The sequence below is a fragment of the Pseudomonas arsenicoxydans genome, assembly GCF_900103875.1.
Taxonomy (GTDB): domain Bacteria; phylum Pseudomonadota; class Gammaproteobacteria; order Pseudomonadales; family Pseudomonadaceae; genus Aquipseudomonas; species Aquipseudomonas arsenicoxydans.
The window spans coordinates 3732932-3754332 of the sequence record NZ_LT629705.1; the positions used below are offsets into that span (position 1 = coordinate 3732932).

Genomic DNA, 21401 nt, shown 5'->3' on the forward strand with positions numbered 1-21401 from the left:
GAAGAAGGGCTGGTCTTGGTCTACGGTGATAGTTGCGAACACACCCCGACGAACCAAGGACACAGCCCCAATGAATCGTAGACGTCAAATTCTCCAGCATCAACAGCAACGTTTTCATCGACACGCTTCGGACTGCGATGCCTATGCGTTTTTCAATCTGCTCACTGCGCCCGAACTGTTACAGCGCGTCGAGTCTGCACTGCCGGAGTATCGGGAGCGCCTGTTTCCGCCGACTGAAACGCTGTCCATGTTTCTGGCTCAAGCGATGAGTGCCGACCGTTCCTGCCAGAACGCCGTCAACGACTTGTCCATCAAGCGGTTTTGTGGCGGCATGAAGCCCAACAGCACTCGCACGGGCGCCTACTGCAAAGCCAGAAAACGCCTGCCTGTGGAAATGGTTTCCACGCTGGTCAGGCACACAGGTGCTTCGATAAGTGACAACGCACCCTCGTCGTGGCGCTGGATGGGACGGCCTGTGCGGCTGGTGGATGGCACGACGGTCAGCATGCCCGACACAGCGGCCAATCAGGGTGCCTATCCGCAGTCACGCAGTCAGAATGTGGGGGTTGGTTTTCCGCTGTGTCGAGTGGTCGGCATCGTTTGCCTCTCCAGTGGCGCCGTTTTAGATGCCGCCCTTGGACGTTTCCGAGGCAAGGGCGGCGATGAACAGACGCTGCTCAGATCAATGCTCGACACGTTGAAAACAGGCGACATTTTGTTGGGCGATGCTTACTACGCAACCTACTTCCTTCTGTGCGAGTTGCAACGAAGAGGTATCGATGGCGTGTTCGAACAATATGGCGCTCGACGGCGCAGTACGGACTTTCGCTTGGGGCAGAGTCTCGGTTCGGAAGATCATTTGATCGAGTTGAAAAAGCCCGAAAGAAGGCCACCCTGGATGAGTCAGGCGCATTACGAACAGGCGCCTGAAAGACTGACAGTGCGGGAGCTGAAGGCTGGCGGAAAGACATTGGTGACCACGTTGCATTGCCCGAGGCAGACACCCAAAACAGCCCTCAAATCTTTGTACAAGGGGCGATGGCATGTCGAGCTGGATTTGCGAAATCTCAAAGCTACGCTGGGACTTGGAAAGTTGAGCTGCAAAACCCCAGGCATGGCAGTAAAGGAGTTATGGGTCTATCTGTTAGCTCACAATATGATCCGAATGCTGATGGCACAATCGGCTCTGTTAGCTGACTGTTTACCTCGCGAACTGAGCTTCAAACACAGCCTTCAGCTATGGCTGGCGCTGCGACAATATGGCAGCCCTGAAGAAGAGAATGGCCTTTCAAATTTATTGACGCTGATCGCTCAAAGGCGCGTTGGAAACCGGCCTGGTCGTATCGAGCCGCGAGCCATAAAACGAAGACCTCAAGCCTACCCCTTGCTGACCAAACCACGTCGGTCAGCAAGGGCAGATGTCAGGAAAAATGGGCACGCAAAACATGTTAAGTAAGTGCCATTCAAATCTGTCCCCTTTCCTGGTCTTAAACGAAAGAAGAAACCCTTTAGCCTTGACTGGAGACCGGCTAATGGGTGTCCCCGTTTCATTAAGGTTTTTAGTTGTCTTTTTGTGCGTTGTAGGTTCGTAGCATTTCCTCTGAACCGTCCCAGTTCGGGGGCGTCTCCCAATTTTTATTTTTATTTTTCTTTTTCCCAATTATTGCGCCAATAAATGTATTTTCTTCATCATAAAAAATGCGACCGTCCCAACTGGTACTGTCAATGAAACGCATTGATAGTATTGCGTCAGGCGCCATACTTGAAAGCGCATTTATAAGCTCTTCAAATCCCGGCATTACCGATGAAGTTGTGTTTGCAATTTCTTTTTGAGTGGTGAGTTCTTTTTTATATGCATCGCTGGCTTTTTTTATAATGTAATCGTTTTTAAAAATGAAACTTTCCTCAGTTGATTTGTTTAACAGTTTGGCCGATTTTATCCCGCCGTCTGCGAGATGAAAATTCTGCTGTAACAAATCTAAAATGTTCATGGTTTAAACACCTCGATATTCCCCGCTGCGGGGTCCTTTAAAGAGAACTTCTTGCTCCCCCTAACGATCTTCCGAATACTGCCATGACCACTTATTCCCTTCTTTTGGGGAGCCAATTTTAACTCCCAGAATAAGTCCATCCTCTTTCGCAAATTGCCTGGCGATATCAGGTGATCTTGTCCATGAAGTATAGTGTTAAAATAAATCCGTCCTTTTTTTGTCAAGTGCGATTCTCAGCTCCAAAAGGGAGGGAATCAATTTCTTTTAAACGCAAAAAAATGTTGTGAGGGCGAATCCGCTATTTTCAGATTGGATATTCTATGCTTAAGTTGTATGATTAGGCTGAGTTATCATTGTGGTAGGCTTTTATATTTATCGCAGAAATGCTTTGTGCTGTACAAGCAAGTTTGCAATAGTTATTGATTTCTATATGTATGTCGTTTTGGTTTTTATTGTTTGTGATGTCTATATGTATGGGGCCATAAAAGCTAAAGTTTGAGATTTTTACATCGCATACCTGGTTGAATAATAACTCAAATTCATACTTGTTGTGTTCGTTGCTTAGCCATTTTTCCGGGCATTTATTTTCCTCTATGGGAGCGTATAATTTAAGTTTTATAGAGTTGTCCTTGAAGATCGCGTAGGAGATGTTGAGGCTTTTAGGTGTGTATTTATCCCCGAAAACAGAAATCCATTGTTTTTTGTCGGATATTAAAGATGTCCACATCTTTTATTTACTCATTTAAGACACGCAAAAAAAGAAAGAAACAAGGGTTGCCCGTTTGCCGGTCTCAGTCCAGCGGATATTCACAAGTCCAAGGTGGTGTGAACAGTTCTGGGTTTATGTTGTTCTGCTGAAGAAAGACATTTATGTCCTCTTCAGACTCTAGTATTTGACATTTTATGATTGTGGTGTCGCTGCTACCAATACTATCTCTTGTTTCAAGTATGTGCTTGGGAATGGTAAATTCTATTGCGACAAATTTTGAGTTTTTTGAATCTTCCAAAAATTTGTAATAGCGTTCTCCGGGGTATCTATCTACGAAATTCAAGTGGTATACCGCGTATATGGCCACCCACCTGCGCAAGTACTCGTCATTTGTAGGGAGTTCTTGCGCGATTTCCGTATAAGATTTCGCTTCCAGCCCCCACCACACTTTTTGCGGGATGGTTTTCTTATTGCTCATATTTGTCCATTAAACTGGTTTGGGCAATATTTTCGAGATTTTCATCTTTCTCGGGAGTGTGGTTGTAGTGTGAGGGTCAATAGCAGGAAAGTTTGGTAAAAAATAAGCAGGTGTTGCTCCATAGTGGTGCCAAGTCTTAATCATATAAGATTCAATTTTCTCAATAAACTCCTCTTTGTTCTTTGTTTTGAAGTCTCCTAAAAAAACCTCGGAGTTTTTTACTGGTAAACCTTTGTGGTCATATTTAATTGTTAGAAATTCAATAATAAATTCCCCGTCCGGATCCCCCTCGGGCTAAACCCTGGCGTCAAAGCAATGACCAGTACTTCTTCTAACTCCTCCTAAAAGAACTGAGCTGCTGAACCATTCTGCAGTTTCTTTAGTAAGCTCTACTTCAAATAAATTATTGATTGTAATTGTCCAGCAGCTTGGTACCCGAATTGGCTGTAGTTTATATTTTAATGTGGAATTCATGTTGTTTGGTCTTTTCCATGTATTTTTGAACTTGCTTCGGGGCGACTGGGATTCGAATGCTGGAGCAGCGGACGCGGCTCGAACTTTCGAAAAGGGAGAGACTTGATCACGCATTGCGAACCGATGTGCATCAACAAGCTCAGACGTTGCGGTAGATTTGTGGGGATCCCTCTGGACGAATTTATTTTCTGTAGTGAAAAATAAATCCATCCTTTGGGTGTTCTTAGTCTAGCGGGTATTCGCATGTCCAAGGCGGAGTGAATAACTCTGGATCAATACTGTTTTGTTGAAGAAATCTATTAATGTCTTCTTCGGTTTTAAGAGTCACACATTTGGATATTGTAATGTCACTATCGTCAATGCTGTCTCTGGTTTCAAGTATGTGCCGTGGAATGCTGAATTCGACCGCGACATAATTGGAGTCTTTTGCGCTTTCTAAGAAATCGTAGAACAATCGAGTTGGGCGTCGATTTATAAAATCGATTTGATATACCGCATATATGGCAATCCACTTGCGCAATAGATTGTTTGTATCCGGCAATTCCTGTGCAATCTCAAGATAAGATTTGCTTTCAAGACCATGCCAGACTTTTCTTGGGATAGTTTTTGGGCTGTTCATTATTGTCCCGCGAAAGGATTAGGCCAATAGATACGAATTGCTTTACCTAAAGTAGGCTGAAGCTGCAAGTGTGGATTGTCTCCGTGTGGGTCACTCGGGTCATGATTTGCCATCGTAACCTTCCTTGTTTTTATATCGGAGACAGGCACGTCGTCCCAGTGATAGTAATCTTCAGGGTTTCGAACTTTCCTGAAGTGAGTCTTTGCGGTAGCGGAGTTAAATTCCTCTGCGTTTCTGTATCCTTCACCGACATATTTTCCTAAAAATAGTTCTTCAGCTTCGGCTCTGCTATTGACGGTTACTGAAGTCGCTCCACGATCCAGTGCATCCGAAGCACGTTTTACAGTTGGGCTTGACCAAGGAATATCAGGAACAGGTGGTTCCTTAGTATCAACCTTAGCTTTACCCGCAGGATTTACCGTAGGATCTTGGCTGCCCCCGGCGCCAGGACACCCATTCAACCCCAACGGATCCACCCACCCCGTAGGATTAGGCACGTACTGGTAGTTATTCAACCCACCCGCAAGCTTGATCGGATCCGGCGTCAGAAACCGCCCGGTCCCCGGATTGTAGTAGCGATGCCGGTTGTAATGTAAGCCCGTCTCCGCATCGAAGTACTGCCCCTGAAACCGCAACGGGTTGTCGATTTCAGCAACGTCGAGGGCGGCGAGGTTGCCGTAGGCGCGGTACTTGGCGGACCACATGATCTCACCGCTGTAATCGGTCAGTTCCTGCGGCGTACCAAGGTGGTCGAGTTGGTAGTAGAAAGGCGTGGCTTTTAGAGGGCCTTCACCGTCGAGCATCGCCAGCGGACGGAAACTGCCCGGTTCATAGATGTAAGTGCGGTAGCGGTTGTCAGCGCTTTCGGCGATCAAGCGTTCGCCTTGCCAAAGGAATTCAGTGGTTCTGCCGTCAACGGTTTTTTCAATGCGGCGGCCGAAGGCGTCGTACTTGTAGGTCGCGACACTGCCACCCGGCAGGCTGGCGCCGATCAAGCGGTGTTGGCAGTCGTAACGGTATTCGGTGACGAGTTTCTGCCCGGTGCCGCGACGTTCGCGTGTCAGGTTGCCGTAGGCGTCGTAGTCGTAGTGGCGGTCGCCCTGCATCAGCAGACGGTTGCCTTTGACGTTGGCCAGGTTCGCGGCGGGTTGGTCGCCCTGGCCTAGCAAGTTGCCGGCCGGATCGTGGGCGAAGCTTTCCGGGGTGCTGCCGCGAACGTTGATCAGCCGGTCGAGTGGATCGTAGTGGAAGCTGCGGTTGCCTTTGCGGCTGTCGTCGATGCCGGCGAGGTTGCCATTGGCGTCGTAGGCGTAGCGACGGCGGAACAGGTTGCGGTCCTGTTGGCTGACGGTATGCGCCTGTAATCTGCCTTGTTCGTCGTATTGGTACTGGCTCAGCAACAAGCCTTGTTGGCGCTGTAGTTCCTGACCAGCGCTGAACTGGTGGGTGGTCAGACGCGAACCGTTGAGGTCGATGCTGCTGAGTTGACCGCCGCGTTGATGGTGGTAATCGAGTTTGCTGCCGTCCGGCAGGCGGCAGTGTTTGAGTTGACCGACCGTGTCGTATTCGTAGCGCAGGGTGCCCCAGCCTTGGTGTTCGGTGATGAGGCGGTCCTGCAAGTCGTATTCGTAGGCGAGCGGCCAGTTGCCGTCATCGACGTTTACGAGGCGGCCGAAGGCGTCGTAGCTGTAGTGGATTTCCTCGCCATCGGCCAGGGTCTTCACCAGCAAGCGGCCAGCGGCGTCGCGTTGGTACGCGGTAATCAGTTCGCTGCCGTCATCACCGAACTCGGTTTTCTTCAGCAACTGACCGTTGAGGTCGTATTCATAAGCAGTGCGACGACTATCGAACCCGGTTTCCTGCTGGATCAGGCCGTTGGCGTAGTAATCAAGGTGATACTGCTCGCCACGTTCGTTTTCGATCTCGGTCAACAACAAGCGCGAATTGTCGTAGCGGTAGCGCAACTGGCTGCCGTCTGGATTGATACGGCGGCTGACGAGGTGTAGGCCATCGGCATATTCGTAGCGGGTGATGCGACCCAATTCATCGCGCTCGGCGGTGACTTTGCCGTAGGCGTTGTAGGTAAACGCTCGGGTGGCGCCGCCTGGCAGGGTAACCAGTGCGAGGCGATTGGCGGCGTCCCATTGATAGTGGGTGATCGCGCCGGTTTCTTCCTGGCGGGTGATCTGCCTGCCCAAGGCGTCGTAACGATATTTGCGCTGGCCGCCGTCGGGCAGGCTTTCTTCCAGAAGTTGACCGAGGTTGTTCCAGCCTAATTGATGGCGGCTGCCATCGGGGTGGCGGATTTCCAGCAGTCGGCCCTGACGGTCGTAGCTGTAGAGAGTGGCGTTGCCGTCGGGGTCGATCTGTTGAGTGATGTCGCCCTGATTGTTGCGTTGATACTTCCACATGGCTTTGCCGCGATGAACATCACTGACGAATCCATTGCTGTATTCATAAGTGACAGGTTCATCTTCCGGAGGAATGACGGCCGTCATCAAGCCGTCTTCGTCGTACCGGTATTCGGTCACAGCGCCCAACGGATCTTTTTCCGCGATCAGTTGGCCTTTTTCGTCATAGGCTTTGAGGTGTTCAGCGCCATCGGGGTCGATCTTGCTGATCAACCGCGCCTTATCGTCGTGGGTGTAAACCTCTTCGCTGCCATCGGTGTTGGTAACGGTCACGCTGCCTTTATCGTCCCAGACGTAGTGCGCTTCCATCTGCGAGAAACTCGCCCAGTGATGAACGCAACGCGCCAATTTGCCTTCGTTCTCCCACTCCCAGAAGAAGCTGGCGCCACCTGCCAGTTGCCGCTCAAGAATCACGTGTTGATCGTTGTAGCGATAGCGCTCGGCTTCACCGGCCGCGTTCTTCGCTTCGATCAGGCGATGCTGCTCGTCATAGCTATAGGTGACCAACGTCTGGACGGTGTTCCAGGCGTCTTCCAGATTGTCTGCCGGAAGGAACTGCTGATAATCGACGGCGACAATGTGCTTGCGGTCATAACGCAGGAGGAGGGCACGACCGGCACCGTTGTCGAGGCGCTTTATCCGCCCATGGATATCGCGAGTGATGTGCAACCGGTTGCCATAGCTATCGCTGATGGCAATCAAGGTTGCGCCTTTGCTGTTGAAACGGAAGTGGTAGAACGAGGGGCGGTTTCCGGCCTGCGCCAGAACAAGCTCCGATGGATCGTCACCGATGAATATCGCAGCTCGAGACAGGCTGTTGGTAATGGCGGGGCGTTGTTGGCTCGGCAGCGGGAACGGCGTGGCACGGTTTTCGTGGTCGGTCCAGATGACTTCGTCACCGTTGATTTCGATTCGGTGTGCCAGCGCATGGCTCCAGCCGTATCCCAAACCACAATCGATCTCCACGGCGCTGGTTCGGTACAGGCGTGTCCACTCAAACGGCAGCAGACCGTCGAGTTGGCCATCGCTCAACGTCAACAACTCTTCGCCCGTGACCATCGAAACGGGGCATTTGTCGGTGCAGGTTTTGGCGGCAGGCTCGGCGCTCTGATTAGCAGGCGTCTTTGCTTGTCTGGAAACGTCATCACCGGCTTTACCCTTGCCCAGTTTCGCGTTTTTCTTCCCGTCAAACCGCAACTGCGCCAAACCACTCTTCACCTGCGCCGTCACACCACGCGCCGCAACCGCCGTGTATTTCGTGACGTATTCCATGAAGCCTTTGATGATCTTGAACACCGACTCCACAAAGCCGGTCACCGCCTTGATGATGATTTCGCCGTACTTCTTCAACCGTGCAGCGAGGTAAATGACGCCAGTGCCTTCCGCTGCGATGGTCAGCACGATCGAGATGACGATGTCGATGGCGATTCCGACGACCGCCGCCGTGGTCATTTTTGCGACGTCGCCGGCCATCTTCATTGGCGGCAGGCCGGCCAGCCAGATAACGGCGCTGCGCACCATCAAGAACAGGGCGGCCTCGTCGCTGGCCAGCAACATGGCTTTTTTCATGACATCGGGCGTTTGTTTGGCGAGATCGATCAGTTTCTGAGTGCCGGCACCGAGGTCCTTCGCAAATTTGCCGGGGTCTTGCAGGATATCCAGCACCAGACTGATGCCGTCCCAGACGCCTTTTATCGCTTCCCAGCCGCCTTCAAGGATGCCGTTGCCGACAGCCATCGCGGTGCCGGAAGCCGACACATTTGACCATTGCGGTTTGAAACCGGCCCACTCCTTGCGCAGGAAACCTTCCAGGTCCGCGGTGAGACCGCCATAGGAGTTGAACAGCGTATCGATCTGCGCTGGTGTCACTTCGTTGTGAACACGGATCTTGTAGAACTTGCCCGGAACACCACCTGTCCAGGCCGCTTTGCCTTGAGCATCCAGCTTGACCTTGCTGATCGCGCCGCCTTCAACCGCAACGATTTCGACTTCGATATCGCCTAACGGGATGTCGTAAACCGATTCGAATTTGCTCTCGATCAGCAACGGCCCCTTGAGCGGACACTGGGCGACGTTTGAGGTGAAGTCGCCGTCAGTCGTGCTCACTGATTTACTGGTGTTGCCAACCTTAATCACTCGTTCCATGCCAAGCAGGGAGGGCAGGTCTGCGGCGCGGCTGCCTTTATCGGCGACTTTCGCGTACCAGGTTTTGGTTTGTTCCTGATACAGCTTCAAGCTGTCCTTGAACGTAATCAGTTGGTTATCAACGTAGGCAACGCGATCCATCAGCCTTGCTCCAGAATCAGGTGGTTTAACAGTGCTTCATTCAAGTTTTTCGGAGCATCCGGGCGGCGCACGAAACGTGCGATTTTCAGCTTCAGGTTGCTCTCGGGGTAAGCGGCGTAGAGGTCTGGACGTTCAACTTCCAGCCACTGCATCAAGTTGCCGACCAGGGTTGACGGGTTTTTCTTCGCCAGGCCATCAAGCAACTCCTTTGGCACCTCCCACCAAGGCCAATCCTTCGCCTTCGGCACCACTCGCGGCCCAACTTCCAACCGCTTCCCATTAATCAGATACCGATCAAATACCGGCAGCACTTCACCCGCCGTGTCATCCAATCCTTCCAGAATCGGATAAATATGCCGCCCATCCCAGAAGCGGAAAAACACCTCGGTGCCGTCAGGCATGCGCACTTGAGTCAGGCTGCGAAGGTGTTCGAACACCACGTCGGGCGAGCTGGTTGAAACCGCCAGCCAACCCCAGTCCTGCGCGTCCGTCTCGGCGATCCACTGCAGAAAACCGGAGTTGGGTTTCAACTCGACGAGGTAGGGCATGACCTGTTGCCAACCTGCGTAGGGGGTTCCACCCCAAATTGGCGTCGCCTGAGTCGTGGGGTCGCTCTGATAAAGCGTCTTGAGCGCTTCGGCATCGCTTGCAGCGCTGACGATCAGGTACAGTCGTTCGCCCGAACTCAGTTGGGTTTCGGATAGCCATATCTGTGGGGTGATGTTTTCAGATGTCACAACTGTCGTCCTTGATGAGTGAATCTAAAAACTCATGTCAGCTTCAATATTTTCTTCGTAAGTGGAGAGCAACTTCTCAACGCTTTCGTTTCCAGAGTATTTTTCTTTCAGCTGCTTCAGCTTCTGGTCCGTACCCTTGCAGTATTTATTGATATCGCTGATGACTCGATCGAGACTTCCCGGGTCGGCAGGGTCCGGTTCAGGAATATCGCCACGTAGAGAGTCACAGTTGTCTCTGCTTTGGATGTAGCTGGAGACGTCGGCAGGTACTGAACCATCGCTTTCCGCTGCGCAAGAAATCAACGGCAAGGTCAGTGCAACAAGTAAAAAATAAGGCGCTATTTTGTGCATTTTAATGCCCGTCATTTGACCAGTGAGGTTTGTCACTACTTCCCCCAACAAATTTGATTACGCCATAAGTGGCACCGACGGTATGAAGCTCATTGTTCATTCCGGTTTTGGGGGCCGAGCTTATACTGACGGTCGTTCCAGAGGCGTTATTAATCACTAAGGTCCCGTTCCAACTGATGTTCATGTCGATTGCCAGTTTCTGTGTATGCCTGGAATTGAGCGCCGGGGCGACGTTAAGACCACTGATTCCGTAGCCATTCACCATGGCCCTGGCACCCTGTACAGAGGCCTGTTGGTCATAAGTGCCGGACGCGGAAACGTGTGCCCATTTGATTTTTATAACGTCACCCGGATAACTGGGAACTTGTTGTGGATCGAAGCCCGTTTTAACGATTTTCCATGCCCAGTGCATTAAATAAGCTCTTTCTGGGGGACGGTACGTTGCGGCAATTTGCACAGTCCCACCAGCAGCTCTTACTGCATCGAGAAACTTGGTCGCGGATTCCCGAAATGGAGACGCAAGCGTAGTGAGGCTGGCGCTGCCCAGAAATCTTCCCACCCACTGAGCGCCGCTTGGCTCGTCCGCTGAAACACTAACAGCTACAGGCGTCTGATCCGCAGTCGGAGTGAGTGTCGCTTGTAGTGTCGCCATAGTAGGGGGCCTCGATGGTGGCTTTTTCGGGTTTGTTGGATGAAACTTTTTGGGTCATTCCTTGACTGTCGGTAACACCCTTAACAATAAATCCAGATTCAAGCTTGATTCGGTAAGGAGTATCCGGCTTAGGCTTGCCTGTTACTTCGTCATTCAGGACGAACACTAAGTCATGGGTGCTTTTTTCAGATTCCTGGGTGGGGCTTCCTATATCACAAACCCCCGCTTTGCATTTCTCACACTCTTCACAAAACGGCGCATTACGTTTCAACGTATTAACCTGAGCCGGCGTCAACAACGCCCCAGCCCTGTCCGCATCCGCCTGCTTCAACACCCCCGGCAGCAACGGCGCCGCCCCGGTTCCACTTCCCGGTCCACCGCCGGAGTTCATGTTGATCACCGGCCCACTCATGGTCACACCGCTGGCGTCGATCTTGATGAAGCTGCCGCCGCCCTTGAGGGTCAGTTCGCTGCCGGCTTCGAGCACGACTTTCATGCCGCTGCTCAAGTGAATCTCTTGGCCTGCGTCGATGAATTGCCCGGTGCCGATCTTGATGTGCTGGTTGACCCCTACGGTCAGGTGGTCGTTGGCGCGGGCTTCGACTTTGCGGTCGGCGTAGACGGTGTGGTGTTCTTCGGCCTTGAATTCGCTGTAGCTGTTTTGCTCCACGATGTCGTGGCGTTCGTTGCCGACGCGGATTTTCTGGTCGTGTTCGACGTTTTCGTCCCAGTCGCGCTGGGCGTGGAGGAAGATCTGTTCCTGGCCCTTTTTGTCTTCGATGCGCAGTTCGTTGAAGCCGCCGCCGCCCTTGGAGCTGAGGGTTTTGAAGGTGCTGCGGGTCTTGTTTGCCGGCAGCGGGTAGGGGACGACGTTTTCCTTGTGGTACAGGCAGCCGCTGATCAGCGGTTGGTCGGGGTCGCCTTCGAGGAAGGTGACGAGCACTTCCATGCCGATCCGCGGGATGGCGATGCCGCCGTAGTGGGCGCCGGCCCAGGCGGAGGAGACGCGCAGCCAGCAGCTGGTCTTGTCGTCGGCCTGGCCTTCGCGGTCCCAGTGGAATTGCACTTTGACGCGGCCGTATTGGTCGCAGTGGATCTCTTCACCTTTGGGGCCGGTGACCACGGCGCTTTGGCTACCGAGGATGCGTGGTTTCTTCTGCGTCAGGGGCGGGCGGTTCGGCACGTCCCACGGGGTGGCCTGAAAGCGGTTGCGGTAGCCCTGGTGGAAATCGCCCTTGAGGCTGGTGGTGTCGCTGGTGACCGATTCTTCCAGCACTTGCGGCTGTTTGCCTTCGTGCAGGACTTCAGTGAGCAGCCACAGGTCGTTCCATTTGGCTTTCGGGTGTTGGGTCAGGGCCAGGAAGTGGCCGCTGACCAGCAATGGCTGATCGCTTTTGCCTTCGGCGAGCTGGAAGTCGCTGCGGTGGCGTTCCAGGTTGCGTTTGGCCAGGTGTTTGCCGCGATCGCGGTCGATGAAGCGACCGGGATAGTCATAGTCTTCGAGGTCGGGCAGGGCGTCGCCACGGTTTTCGCTTTCCAGCGTCAGGCGCGGTTTTTCGAAGTCGTAGTCGCGACGGGTGGTGCGGCTGGTGCGGGTTTCCAGGCGCAGGTCGAAACGCTTGATCACCGGGTCGGTGGCGACCATGCCGGAGTCTTGCTGATAGGCCACGGGGGCGAGTTTCGGGAACACCGTCTGGTCATCGCCGAACACCAGCTTGTGGGCCGTGGCGCTGTGCTGGAAGTGGTAGTGGATACCTTCTTCCTCGCACAGGCGTTGGACAAATTGCAGGTCCGATTCATCGTACTGAACGCAGTAGATGCGCTCGGGATAAATCGCCCCGACTTTGAATTCGTAGGCATTGCTCTGGATGCCGTGCTCTTCGAGGACCATGCCGATGATTTTCGGCACCGTAAGGTTCTGGAAGATGCGTTGGTTGATGCGGTGCGCGAGGTAGGACAGTTGCGGGCGCAGGGTCACCGCGTAGCGGGTCAGGCGTTTGCCGGAATCACCCTGGGCGGCGCGATAGATCTGGCCATGGATGCCGCTGCCGTCAGGCGAGAGCTGCAAGAAGGCCGGTTTGTGCAGCAGGGTTTCGAGGTCCAGGGACGGCTGTTCACTGACCAGCTCCACCTCAAACACAAAAGGCTGGCTGATGGCTTCCCGACCTTGCAGGGAAAACACATGAAAGTCGCTGGAAAGACCTTCAATGGTCAGGGCAAAGTGAGTCTGATTGGCCGGCGCGAACATCCCTTGTTCCTCGTGCAGTGCAGCGGCGTTCGCCAAAAGCCCCCAGGAAAAGGGGTCAGCAGACGCAAAATTCTGGAAAGGCGTAAACAACATCGACCAGCAGAGCTGGCCGATGCGTGAAGCGGTCAGCCGCGATTAAGCGACTGGCTGACGCCAGTCATCGGAACCCGAAGTACCGGATACTTCGTGGGTCCAGGTGATTTTGCGGTAGGTGAATTGCACTTCTTCCAGGTGCGTGAAGTGCGAGTTCGACGGATCCTGGCAGTTGTGCATTTTGTTGTTGATGGCGACGATGATCGCGTCTTCCAGTTTGGTGGTGTAGTAGTGCTCTTGGGTACCTTGAGCCGAAGTGCGGTACCACTGGATAACGATCTCGCTCATGCGCTCGCCGGAAGTCAGGGCGGCTTGCAGCAGTGGCGAAGCCTTGTCGTAGACTTTGGTGATCACGACTGGCTTGTGTACGCGCTGGCCGGTTGGCTGGCCGGACTGCGGGTCACGCGGGATGATCACGTCGTGGCTGAAAGCCTGAACCATGACCTGGTCTTCGTGACCTTCCTGATAGGTGTTACCAACCGAGTCGGCGGTGAATGCGCCGGCAGTGATCAGACCTTGTTTTTCGCCAGTGACGGACATGTACGCTGGTGTAGCCATGGATGTGCTCCTTGCTGAATAAAGTGAGGGTGCCCGGGAGGCGGTATCGCCCGGTGGGTGCCTGACTGTTATCAAGGTCCGTGCCATAAATAGACAAATCCATGTAAATCAAAGTGTTGAGGTTGTTTTCAGGTTGTTGAAACGAGGTTCAACAAAGAACTCGGGGGAATGTGCGCAAGAACTTGCGCACCACTGCGCAACTTCTTGCGCACTTGGCTGAAAGGCTTGGCAGGCTGGGTGTTTAGCGCCAAGGTAGGACCGTTCTGAAGGAAGAGTGCGCAAGAACTTGCGCATCAAGGCTTTGCGCTACCACTCGATGGCGCTGCACATCCGTTGCAACGAATCGGCTGGCGCCGTGGTCCATAAACACAGCGCCGTCGAGCGTCCGAACAACCCTGAAATGGAGTGAGAACGACATGAAAATCCTGATGGTTTTAACGTCCCACGATCAATTGGGTGACACGGGTAAGAAAACCGGCTTCTGGCTGGAAGAATTCGCCGCGCCGTACTTCGCGTTCAAGGATGCCGGCGCTCAACTGACCCTGGTCTCGCCCAAAGGTGGCCAGCCGCCGCTGGACCCGAAAAGTGACGAGCCGGACGCGCAAACCGCGGCCACTGATCGCTTTCGCAAAGATTCCGCCGCCCAGTCTGCATTGGCGTCTACCGCTTTGCTGAGCAGCGCGCGAGCTGAAGATTATGACGCGGTTTTCTACCCTGGCGGTCATGGCCCGTTGTGGGACCTGGCCGAAGACAAGAACTCGATCGCGCTGATCGAGGCGTTTATCAAGGCGGGCAAGCCGGTTGCAGCCGTTTGTCATGCGCCGGGTGTGTTGCGTGACGTCAAGGGCACCGACGGCCAGCCGCTGGTTAAAGGCAAGCGTGTGACCGGGTTTACCAACACAGAGGAAGAGGCGGTGCAACTGACGAAGGTCGTGCCGTTTTTGGTGGAGGACATGCTCAAGGAGAAAGGTGGCGTGTATTCCAAGGGCGCGGATTGGGCGAGTTACGTGCTTACGGATGGGTTGCTGATTACTGGACAGAATCCGGCGTCGTCTGAAGCTGCCGCCGAAGCGTTGTTGGCGAAGTTGAAATAAGATCAAGAGATCGCAGCCTCGTTTCACTCGACAGCTCCTACAGTTGGATCGCTTTTCAACTGTAGGAGGTGTCGTAGGCTGCGATTTTTTTTGTGCGACTGAGGTTTAGCTCAACGCTGCAAAACACTCTTCAATTGAACGACGCTGCGTTTCTGCGTACAGCCCTAGTTCATCAATCGTCGGCCGCCCAAGGGCCTGTTCAAATGCCTGGCGGTTCGAATGCACGCCGTAATTTACCTGCGCGGCATCCCCCAGGTTCGACTGAAATATCCCCGCTGCACTGACCGGCAGAAAATCTTCATACACCAACGGTTCCACCCGCAAATAGCCGCCGCTGAGCAAATCGTCCAGGGTCAAGGATTGCAGCTCATCCGCCGCCAGGCCTTTTTCCGTGACGAAATAGCGAAAGTACGCCAGTTCCTGTTGGCGCATGCCGTCGTAGGTGTCAGGGAATTCGCCGAAATGCTGCGTCATCAGCGCGTTGTAACGGGCGGCATTGGCTTCGTTGGGGAAGTCGTTCAATTCATCGCGGGCGGCATTGAGCAAACGGTCGTACAGCGCCCGACCCTTGGGAGTGAGCGCCGCGCCCCGTTGTTCGATTTCACCAAAACGTGCGCTGTGGCTGCCGCGAGTCTGGGCTTGATCGGTGAACGCAATCGGTTCGTCCAGTGCCTTGAAGCTGGTCTGGCGCAGCAGAATCGGGCACTGACGGCGGGGCGGGCCTTCGATCACGGCTTTAGGCGTGATGCCATGGGCGGGCATTTGTGCCTGGACGATGTCGATGTCCAGGGTGCGCGGCGTCAGGTGATTGATGTGCGGACCTTTGAACGCCACCACGTCGGCGATCAGGCGGTGCTGTGCGCTGAGTTTCTGGTACTGCTCGGCGGTGACGGTGGCGCTGTGGTGCCAGCGAAAGGTTTCCAGCGCCTGTTCGACGAAATCCAGGGCCTCTTGTTCGGTAAGGCCGCCTTCGGTTTCAGCGCGCTCGATCAGTGCCAGCGCGGTCGGGGTGAAGATCTGGCGTTTATCCAGCACTGACTGGGCGAAGGCCCGCAGTGCCGGGTCTTCGATCAGTTCCAGGCGCAGCAGTGAGGTGAACACCCGGAACGGGCTGACTTGCAGCGAAGCTTCGTGCACCGCGCGAAATGCAGTGGAATGCACCGGTACGCCGGCCGGGGTCAGGTCGTAATAACCGACAGGTTGCATGCCCATCACCGCGAACAGGCGGGCGAGGGTGGCCAGTTCACCAGCGGTGCCGACGCGGATGGCGCCATGGCGTTCAAGGTCCAGTCGCTCGATTTCGCCGGTGCTGTTCAATTGCCGGGCGATCTGCGGCTCGCTTTCCAGGACGTGGCGGTTGGTCTGCTCCACCAATTCCATCAGCGCGCCGTACAGCGGCACTTCTTCGCGGTACATGTCGGACATCGCTTTGGAGAAGCGTTGGCGGATCAGGTCAGGGCTGACGAAGCTTGGGTGGCTCATGAAAAAAATTCCTGGCGCGGTGACGTGAAGGATGTTGGAAAAGATCGCAGCCTTCTGCGGCGCCGACAAACGAAGAATCTTACGGACTTCATTCTGCCAAGGACTGCATGCTTCCGTCCGGTGTAGCCGCTACCGAGCCTGTGGTTACAGGTGAGAACGGCTTTCCGAGCGCAGCGATCCCAAGAACTCCCGATACAGGCGCGCGGTATTGGTCGGCTGTTCGACCATTGGCATATGGCCGCTGTGGTCCCAGATGACCACTCGCAAATCGGCGATGCCTTTACTCCACACGGCCACGCTGCTGACATCGATCAAGCGGTCCTTGTGGCCCCATAGCAACAGGGCCGGGCATTTGATGTCGGGCAATTTGGGCTCCATCGGCGGGCTGGCACGGAAATCGTTGAAGATTTCCTCCAGCTCCTCGCGACTCTGTTCATAACGCTGTGCAATGGCGTCCAGCACCACGCCCGGCACCCACGGCGGTTCGGCCATGGTCATGGCGTAGAAACGCTGGAATTCCTCCCGCGAATGAATCAGGAACGGGTTATGTCCCTTGGCCAGGTGTCGCTCCAGGTCGCTGGCTTCGGGGGCGGTCACGCCGGCCGGATCGATCAGCGCGACCGAGGCAATCCGCTCCGGATACGTCGCCGCCAGCCACGCCGCCATGTAGCCGCCCATCGAGTTGCCGATCACATGGACCTTATCGACCCCGCAGACATCCAGCAGCTGGATCATTCGTTTGGCCTGCAAGGGGATGTCGTAGCCGCCCCCGGCCTTGAAGCCGGTTTCGCCATGACCGGCGATGTCGGGGATGATCACGCGATAGTTGCCGACAAAATGCCGGGCGAAACGTAGCCAGATATTCTTGTCGGCGCTGAAGCCATGCAGCATCAGCACGCTGCTGGACGCTTCGTAGGGCCCGCCTTGCCAGGTCGACACGGTCATTTCGGCGATCGGCACAACGATCTTGTGCAGCCGATACAGCTTGGCCTCCAGGGCGGTGTCCAAGTCATACAGCCAGTAACCGATCGCCGGGTAGCTCAACCAGCTCCAGGCTACGAAAACGGCGATAGCGACAACTAAAACAAGCATCAGGCGTTTTCCTTGGCAGTGATCAGGACAAAATGTGGTCGGCGGGTTTCAGTGCCCGGGTCAACCGGTGATAGCTGAAACTGAACCCCGGAAACATGGCAACGACGTGACCGCTCCTGCTTTGATACCAACTGTGGCAGCCGCCGGACTTCCAGACGGTGCGTTCCATTTCCCGGTGGATCATCTCAGTGTAGGTACGTTCTGCCTCGGGGCGAACTTCGATGCTGCGCAAACCGCGTTCTTTGAGTGTGCGAATGCAATCGAGGATGTAGTTCATCTGCGATTCGATGATGAACAGCGCCGAGGTGTGACCGATGCCGGTATTGGGCCCGGTGACGATAAACAGGTTAGGAAAGTCCGGCAGGCTGGTGCCCAGGTACGCCCGGGGATACTGCGCCCAGACGTCTTTGAGCCGGGTGCCATTCTTGCCGGTGACCGGGTAGGAAATCACCCCGTCGGTGGCGTCGTAACCGGTGGACCAGACGATCAGGTCCAGATCGATGTGCTGGCCGTCCTGGGTGACGATGCCGGTTTCGTCGATGGACGCGATGCCTTGCTCGCGGCTGTGCAGCGTCACGTTGCTGCGACCCAGCGCCGGGTACAGGGTGCTTGAGATAATCACGCGCTTGCAGCCGATGGTGAAGTCCGGGGTCAGTTTTCGGCGCAATTCGGGGTCGGGCACCTGGCGCTTGAGGAAGCGCAGGGCGTGCTGCTGGACCATGCGAATCGCCGGTTTTGAGTATTTGAAGGCAATCACCCGGGTTTCGAATTGCCAATAGAGCATCCAGCGCAGCAGCTTGTACGCCGGTTTCAGGCCCAGCAGCCAACGCTGGAAGGGACCGAAGGTACGGTCGGCGCGTGGCAGTACCCAGTGTGGCGTGCGCTGGAACACATGCAGGTGCTCGACGTCGGGAGCAATCGTCGGGATGACCTGGGCGGCACTGGCGCCGCTGCCGACGATGGCGACGTGTTTGTGCCGGTAGTCGAAGGCGTGATCCCAATTGTTCGTGTGAAAAGTCTTGCCTTGAAAACGTTCCTGGCCTTCAAAACGCGGGATGACGGGTTGGCTCAAAGGCCCCGTGGCATTGATCAGGAACTGCGCATAAAAAGTGCCTTTGGTGCCGGTGTGGACTGCCCAGCGCTGTTGGTCGGCGTCCCATTCGATGGATTCGACATTAGCTTGCAACTCGACCTTTTCCCGCAGGCCGAAGCGGTCCACCACGTACTCGGTGTAGTGGTGCAGTTCAGCCTGTTCGGCGAACATTTGCGTCCAGCGGTAAGGGGCGAAGGACAGTGAATAAAGCGGCGAGGGCACGTCCACGGCGGCGCCGGGGTAGGTGTTCTGGCACCAGGTGCCGCCAAAAAAGTCCCGTCGTTCCAGCAGGCGAAAATCGTCGATGCCTGCCTTGAGCAAATTGATCGCCGCGCACTGACCGCCAAAACCGCTGCCGATGATCAACACTTGAAAGGTCTGCATGGGCCTCCTTGGTAATGGTTGCTGACTAAACCCTCTCTTCATGTATAGCCAAACATTGGCCGGTCGACCTGCACAAACCTGGCTGCCCACCGGTGATGGCTATTTAACGTTGCCCTGATAGACTCCCAGCACACCCGCTACCCTGGTGTTTTCCGCTTTCGTTCAGAGGCCCTTATGGGAAAAACGGGAGGAAAAGGGCTTTCTCTGGCCAGGAGGCTCTACACATCGCGAACCCTGGGGCTGGTACTTGGGTTGTTGTGCGTCGGCGCGGCGATGTATCCACTCGATCCGGCGCCGTGGGTGTGGGGGCTGATGGTATTCAATGGCGTGCTTTGGCCGCATGTTGCCTATCAATGGGCGCGTCGGGCGAAGGTTCCCTTTCACGCCGAACATCGCAACATATTGATCGATGCTTGCCTGGGGGGATTCTGGGTCGCGGCGATGCACTTCAATCCACTGGCGAGCGCAGCGACTCTTTCGATGATGGCCATGAATAACGTGGCCATTGGCGGATTGCGTTTCCTGCTGGTGGGAACGGTCGCGCAGACTCTCGGCATCGGTGTCGGCATGCTGGTGTTCACTCCGGGCTTCATCGCGCAAACCAGTCCGTTGCAGCTCTATGCCTGTTTGCCTCTGTTGATCCTGTACCCACTGGCGCTGGGCTGGATCTGCTTTCGGCAGGCCACCACCCTGGGCCGGCACAAACGTGAACTGCTGGCCCTGAGCCGCACCGACAGCCTCACCGGCCTGTTGAACCACGGGGCCTGGAAGGATCAGCTGGAAGTTGAATTCCAGCGTTGCCAGCGCCAGCAACAGGGCGCCGCGATTGCGCTGATCGACATCGATCATTTCAAAGCCATCAATGACACCTACGGCCACGTTGCCGGGGACATTGTGTTGCGTCAGCTGAGCAAAATGCTCAAGCAGAACTTGCGGGCAACTGACGTGGCGGGGCGTTATGGCGGTGATGAATTTTGCGTTTTGCTGCCGGACTTGCCTCTCGACAGCGCTGCGGCCGCCATGGATGCCTTGCGTGATCGCTTTGCCACGTTGGGTTACGAGCAGAACCCGGCGCTGAACGTCAGCCTGAGCATTGGTCTGGCCGCATTCAGTCCGGCACACACCGACGCCACCCTGTGGCTCAACGACGCCGATCAGGCGCTCTACGAAGCCAAGACCACCGGCCGCAACCGCGTGATCTGTCGCATTGGTGGTCAGCCCGAGCACGAACTGCTCGATCCGGTCTGATATTCACCGTAGATCCCCCTGTGGAGATCTTCGGCGTAAGAATTGTGCGTGTCGCATTCGGTCTAGAGCCTTGCGCCGTAGTCAGGTAGGGTGTTTTTGACCCCCGACACGAAACAAGGACCGATTCATGACGCTCAAGCTCTCTCGCTCTCTGCTGGCCACTAGCCTTGGCCTGACCCTCGCCCTCGGCGTTTTGGCCCCTGCGGCCTTCGCTGAACCCCACAAGCAAGTCCTCGCCGATTCCGAACAATACAAGGGTGAAGCCCTGAAACTCCTGGAACGGCTGGTGAACATCGACTCCGGTTCCGGCTACGAGCCCGGCCTGACGCAAGTGCGCGACATCGCCATCGATGAGCTGAAAAAACTTGGCTTCAGCATCGAACTGGTGCCGAACACGCCGGACAAGAGCAGCCACGTGATCGCCACGCTCAAAGGCACCGGCAAGGCGAAAATCCTGCTGATGGCGCACATGGACACCGTGTTCAAGGAAGGCTCGGCCGCCGAGCGCCCGTTTCACATCAAGGAGGGTCGCGCCTACGGACCGGGCGTGATGGATGACAAGGGCGGCATCGTCGCCGGGATCTATGCGCTGAAAGTCCTTAAGAATCTCGACTTCAAGGACTATGCGCAGATCACTTTCCTGCTCGACGCCAGTGAAGAAACCGGCTCGGACATCGCCACCGACCTGATCAAGAAAACCGCCAAGGCCCACGACGTAACCCTCAACCTCGAACCGGGCCGCCCGGCGGATGGCCTGGTGCTGTGGCGCAAAGGCAGCGCCACCGCCGTGGTCGAAGTCAAAGGCAAAGCCGCTCACGCCGGTGTGGCGCCGGAGCTGGGGCGCAACGCGGCGATGGAGGCCGCGCACCAGATTCTGCAGCTCGGCAAACTGGGCGACGAAGCGAAGAAAACCACCATCAACTTCACCGTGCTCAAGGCCGGCGACCGCACGAACGTGATTCCGGATCAGGCCACGGCCAAGGCGGATGTGCGGGCAGCGGTGCCGGAAGAATTTGACCGGATCGAGAAGGACCTGGCGCGGGTGTCCCAGGACAAGCTGATTGCGGATACGCAAGTCACGACCACCCTCCAACGCGGCCTGCCGCCGATGCCGCAGACGGCGGAATCGGATCGACTGATGGCGATGGCGCAAGGGATCTACGGTGAGATCGGTCGCAAGTTGACCGAAGAAGGCAGTGGCGGGGCGGCAGACGCAAGTCTATCGGCCGGTGTGGGCACGCCGACACTGGACGGGTTCGGGATTGTTGGCGGCAATATCCATACGCCCGAGGAGTACGCGGAGGTCGAAAGCGTGGCGCCGCGGATTTATCTGTTGTCGCGGATGATTATGGAATTGGCCAAAGCTCACTGAATGATCGTTCCCACGTCGAGGCGTCGAAC

General features: G+C 55.5%; 17 protein-coding genes. 5 read left to right on the forward strand and 12 right to left on the reverse strand.

Going from position 1 to position 21401, the window contains the following annotated elements:
* Positions 1-70: 70 nt before the first annotated feature.
* On the forward strand, positions 71-1456 hold the full coding sequence (locus BLQ41_RS17475; RefSeq protein ID WP_090182755.1) for an IS4 family transposase: 1386 nt from the start codon (positions 71-73) through the stop codon (positions 1454-1456).
* Between the two features lie 103 nt (positions 1457-1559).
* Here the strand turns inward: BLQ41_RS17475 and BLQ41_RS17480 are convergent, their stop codons facing one another.
* From BLQ41_RS17480 to BLQ41_RS17525, 9 genes are all read right to left on the reverse strand, one after another.
* On the reverse strand, positions 1560-1991 hold the full coding sequence (locus BLQ41_RS17480) for a hypothetical protein (RefSeq protein WP_090182757.1): 432 nt from the start codon (positions 1989-1991) through the stop codon (positions 1560-1562).
* 337 nt (positions 1992-2328) lie between these two features.
* Positions 2329-2718: an Imm50 family immunity protein gene (locus tag BLQ41_RS31395; RefSeq protein WP_090182760.1), complete on the reverse strand. Its 390-nt coding sequence runs from the start codon at positions 2716-2718 to the stop codon at positions 2329-2331.
* 64 nt (positions 2719-2782) lie between these two features.
* Entirely contained in the window at positions 2783-3178 is a 396-nt protein-coding gene (locus BLQ41_RS17490) for a hypothetical protein (protein ID WP_090182761.1), read from the reverse strand.
* 1092 nt (positions 3179-4270) lie between these two features.
* Positions 4271-8968, reverse strand: coding sequence for an RHS repeat-associated core domain-containing protein (locus BLQ41_RS17500; RefSeq protein ID WP_231997037.1), 4698 nt, complete (start codon positions 8966-8968; stop codon positions 4271-4273).
* Positions 8968-9705 (reverse strand): DUF4123 domain-containing protein, encoded by a 738-nt coding sequence (locus tag BLQ41_RS17505; protein WP_090182765.1) that lies wholly within the window; start codon positions 9703-9705, stop codon positions 8968-8970. The genes BLQ41_RS17500 and BLQ41_RS17505 overlap by 1 nt, the downstream gene beginning before the upstream one ends.
* A 24-nt stretch (positions 9706-9729) precedes the next feature.
* Positions 9730-10056, reverse strand: coding sequence for a hypothetical protein (locus BLQ41_RS17510; RefSeq protein ID WP_090182766.1), 327 nt, complete (start codon positions 10054-10056; stop codon positions 9730-9732).
* Between the two features lies 1 nt (position 10057).
* Positions 10058-10468 (reverse strand): hypothetical protein, encoded by a 411-nt coding sequence (locus BLQ41_RS17515; protein ID WP_090182768.1) that lies wholly within the window; start codon positions 10466-10468, stop codon positions 10058-10060.
* Between the two features lie 181 nt (positions 10469-10649).
* Complete coding sequence (gene tssI / locus BLQ41_RS17520) at positions 10650-12956, reverse strand: type VI secretion system Vgr family protein (RefSeq protein WP_090182769.1); 2307 nt, start codon at positions 12954-12956, stop codon at positions 10650-10652.
* Positions 12957-13091: 135 nt separating this feature from the next.
* Entirely contained in the window at positions 13092-13607 is a 516-nt protein-coding gene (locus BLQ41_RS17525; protein ID WP_054051032.1) for an Hcp family type VI secretion system effector, read from the reverse strand.
* Between the two features lie 274 nt (positions 13608-13881).
* Between BLQ41_RS17525 and BLQ41_RS31150 the strand changes: the two genes are divergently transcribed.
* Positions 13882-14016, forward strand: a complete 135-nt coding sequence (locus BLQ41_RS31150; RefSeq protein WP_261985142.1) for a hypothetical protein — start codon at positions 13882-13884, stop codon at positions 14014-14016.
* A gap of 7 nt (positions 14017-14023) precedes the next feature.
* Positions 14024-14701 carry a type 1 glutamine amidotransferase domain-containing protein gene (locus BLQ41_RS17530; protein WP_090182771.1) on the forward strand — a complete coding sequence of 226 codons (678 nt, stop codon included), beginning with the start codon at positions 14024-14026 and terminating at the stop codon, positions 14699-14701.
* A gap of 105 nt (positions 14702-14806) precedes the next feature.
* On the opposite strand, the gene hglS is transcribed toward BLQ41_RS17530, so the two are convergent.
* From hglS to BLQ41_RS17545, 3 genes are all read right to left on the reverse strand, one after another.
* On the reverse strand, positions 14807-16183 hold the full coding sequence (hglS, locus tag BLQ41_RS17535) for a 2-oxoadipate dioxygenase/decarboxylase HglS (protein WP_090182773.1): 1377 nt from the start codon (positions 16181-16183) through the stop codon (positions 14807-14809).
* 144 nt (positions 16184-16327) lie between these two features.
* Positions 16328-17275 carry an alpha/beta fold hydrolase gene (locus BLQ41_RS17540; protein WP_090182775.1) on the reverse strand — a complete coding sequence of 316 codons (948 nt, stop codon included), beginning with the start codon at positions 17273-17275 and terminating at the stop codon, positions 16328-16330.
* A 22-nt stretch (positions 17276-17297) separates the two neighbouring features.
* Positions 17298-18752 (reverse strand): flavin-containing monooxygenase, encoded by a 1455-nt coding sequence (locus BLQ41_RS17545; RefSeq protein WP_090182776.1) that lies wholly within the window; start codon positions 18750-18752, stop codon positions 17298-17300.
* 174 nt (positions 18753-18926) lie between these two features.
* On the opposite strand from BLQ41_RS17545, the gene BLQ41_RS17550 reads away from it, so the two are divergent.
* Positions 18927-20000, forward strand: coding sequence for a diguanylate cyclase (locus BLQ41_RS17550; protein WP_090182778.1), 1074 nt, complete (start codon positions 18927-18929; stop codon positions 19998-20000).
* 127 nt (positions 20001-20127) lie between these two features.
* Complete coding sequence (locus tag BLQ41_RS17555) at positions 20128-21372, forward strand: M20/M25/M40 family metallo-hydrolase (RefSeq protein WP_090182780.1); 1245 nt, start codon at positions 20128-20130, stop codon at positions 21370-21372.
* Positions 21373-21401 lie beyond the last annotated feature (29 nt).